Source organism: Clostridium sp. N3C (assembly GCF_900095445.1).
Taxonomy (GTDB): domain Bacteria; phylum Bacillota; class Clostridia; order Clostridiales; family Clostridiaceae; genus Clostridium_AU.
The window spans coordinates 1-3,028 of record NZ_FMJL01000103.1 but is presented as its reverse complement, the minus strand read 5'-3'; the positions used below and the strand labels follow the sequence as shown (position 1 = coordinate 3,028).

General features: G+C 29.3%; 2 protein-coding genes. One reads left to right on the top strand and one right to left on the bottom strand.

The features are described 5' to 3' along the window. Positions 1-140: 140 nt before the first annotated feature. Positions 141-1,775, top strand: a complete 1,635-nt coding sequence (locus N3C_RS14560; protein WP_074366713.1) for a PAS domain-containing sensor histidine kinase — start codon at positions 141-143, stop codon at positions 1,773-1,775. Positions 1,776-1,858: 83 nt separating this feature from the next. On the opposite strand, the gene N3C_RS14555 is transcribed toward N3C_RS14560, so the two are convergent. Then, on the bottom strand, positions 1,859-2,830 hold the full coding sequence (locus N3C_RS14555; protein ID WP_083604578.1) for a metallophosphoesterase family protein: 972 nt from the start codon (positions 2,828-2,830) through the stop codon (positions 1,859-1,861). Between the last annotated feature and the right edge of the window lie 198 nt (positions 2,831-3,028).

The window sequence follows — 3,028 nt, the reverse complement described above, 5'->3', positions numbered from 1 at the left end:
ATGTAAAATTGTTAAAAAAGTGTTATTATTATAATATAATGTTATTATTATAATAAAATTCTTTTATTGAAATAATTATGCTATTACTTTAATTTATTGCTAAATATTATAATTTATATTCTACCGAAGGGGGATTTAAGGTGGAAAAAAATTATGAAGAAAAAGATTATCTTAAAACTTTTGCTGAGATTGAGGAAAGGTATAATAAAGTTTTACAATTTTCTAGTGATGCTGTTTTTATAGATAGGGATGGAATTATAGCTTATGCTAATCCAACAGCTATAAAGTTGATGGAGGTGGATGGAGAAGAGGAGATTTTAAATAAAAGTATTCTAAATTTTATTCATAAGGACTTTCATGAAATTGTAAAGAGAAGGATAAAAGCTACAAAAGAAGCCAATAAAATTTTACCTGCAAAGGAAGTGGACTTCATAAGCAGTAAAGGTAAGGTTATACATATGGAAGTTACTGCTATTAATATTCCTTTTAATGGGGTTGAACATAATATAATTTTTGCCAGGGATATTACATATCGGAAAAAATTAGAGCAATCTAATAGAGAAAGAGAAGAGATTTTAAGAACAGTTGCAGAAAATACTTTAGACTTATTTGTAATGTGTAATACCAAAGGAAAAATAACCTTTGCTTCTCCTTCACATTTACATATATTGGGATATAAACCTAAAGAAGTACTTGACGGCAATTGGGTAAACTTAGTGCATCCTGAAGATAAAGAGAGGCTAGTGAAAACAGCTAGATATACATTATCAGGAAAAGGTAATGGAATTGCTAGATGGAGATGTAGATGTAAGAATGGAAACTATAAGTATTTGGAGTCTTACGCCAAACCTGTATTTAAAAACAATAAGGTTCATGGTATAGTGGTTTCCTCAAGGGATTTAACAGATAAGATAAAGGCGGAAGAGGCTCAGAGAAGTATGGAAGAAAAGGCAAGACAGTTACAGAAATTACTGGAGTATGAAAATTTCCGTAATGAGTTTTTTGCTAACCTATCCCATGAGATAAGGACACCGATAAATGTAATATTTAGTGCAATACAATTATTAAGTTTCAATATAGATCAAATGGATATGAACTATAGACATAATGAAAACTTTAAAAAGTATATAAAAGTTATGAAGCAAAATTGCAATAGGATTATAAGAATCATAAATAATTTAATTGATGTTTCTAAATTAGAATCAGGATATTTTGATTTGAAACTTAGTAATAACAATATAGTTAGTCTTGTGGAGGATATTAGTTTATCTGTAGTTGTATATGCCAAGAGTAAAGGTATAGACCTTATATTTGATACAGAAGTAGAAGAAAAAATAATGGCTTGTGATCCAGATTTAATTGAGAGAATTCTGTTGAATTTAATATCTAATGCGTTAAAGTTTACAGACAATGGGGGTAAGATTTTTGTTAATATTTTCGATAAGAAGGATAAAATAATAATTTCTGTAAAAGATACTGGTATAGGAATTGCGCCAGATAAGCAAAATTATATATTCGAAAGATTCGTTCAAGTGGACGAAGGTACCTGTAGAAAAAGACAAGGTAGTGGAATAGGATTATCATTGGTTAAATACCTTGTTCAGTTACATAAAGGGGATATAAAGGTAGTAAGTAAACTTGGGGAAGGTAGTGAATTTATAGTAGAGTTACCAGTTACTTTAGTAGAAGAAAATGAAAATGAAGATAAGCTAAAGCAATTGCCATATAATAAATACGTTGAAAAAATAGAAATTGAGTTTTCGGACATATACTAGTGAATTAATCAAAAGTTATTTTCTATTCTAGTAAGAAATATTCTACAAGTGAATTTTTATATTAACTAATTAAAAAAAGCTTTTTAGTCCTTTACTATCCAAGTTTCAAAATTACTAGGATCTTCTTCCTTTATAAGAAATACCCTAGCTCCTCTAGCGTAACCTTGCAAACCATAACCTTTATATCCGGATGAGGGACAGTAACCTAACTTAATACCATAGTACTCCCCAACATAATCATTGGTGTGATCATGACCTACAAAAACTCCCTTTACATCCTTCATTTCAAGTAGGGAGGCAAATAAGCCACTGTTAATTTTTGAAGGATGTTCTTCCTTATTTCTATTACCTTCTGTAGTACCTTCCTTCCACATTTCTTTAAATTCTGGCAGAGGGATATGAGTAAACATTAGTGATGGAATTGTTTTTTTGTGCTCTTTTTTTAATTGATCTGAAACCTTTCTATACCATTGAATTTGACTAAAGTTAATGCAACCATAGCCTCCTATTTCCTTAGGTGCATAAGTACCAGAATCTAGTAAATAAATATTAAAAACAGCTTTATTAGTTTTTGAACTTTTTATAAGTAAGTTGTAATTTCCTATGCCACCAATGTTATTTGGACCATGGCTGCTGAGGTTATGAGAATAGGACATATATATGTTCATCATTTCTTCCTTACTCATAATTCCTCTTTCGGAGTCATGATTTCCAAAAACAATGCACCAAGGGATTTTTCTTTTTTCCATTATTAAGGCTATATCTGTTATGGTTTTTTTTATGTCTTTTCTATTTTTACATTTCTTATCTATAATATCCCCTGTAAGGATCACCAAATCCGGTTTTTCTTTTTTTATAACTTTTTTCATTAGTCTAGAAGTAGGCTTATCAAGACTTGGGCCACAGTGAAGATCTGTAAATTGAACGATTTTAAAGGTACCATCTTTTCTAAAAGCTAAAGAAGGCTTTAGGTTATTACCTGATATGGCAGTGGGTGAAAGCAAAATTAATAGTAATAAAGAGAATATTAGAGTAATCTGTAATTTAATTTTCATGCATATCACCTATCCTATTTTTATAGGGATCTAATAATATCTATTGACCATTTGTTAGCTCTTTACTTATTTTTTTAATAAAAAATGAATTTTAAATATATAACTATGTAACACTTATTATTTGTTACTTCTTCAATAATCATCACTTATGGTATTCTGATTTTAAATATTAGCTTATACGTATTGTGAGTGTTTCTT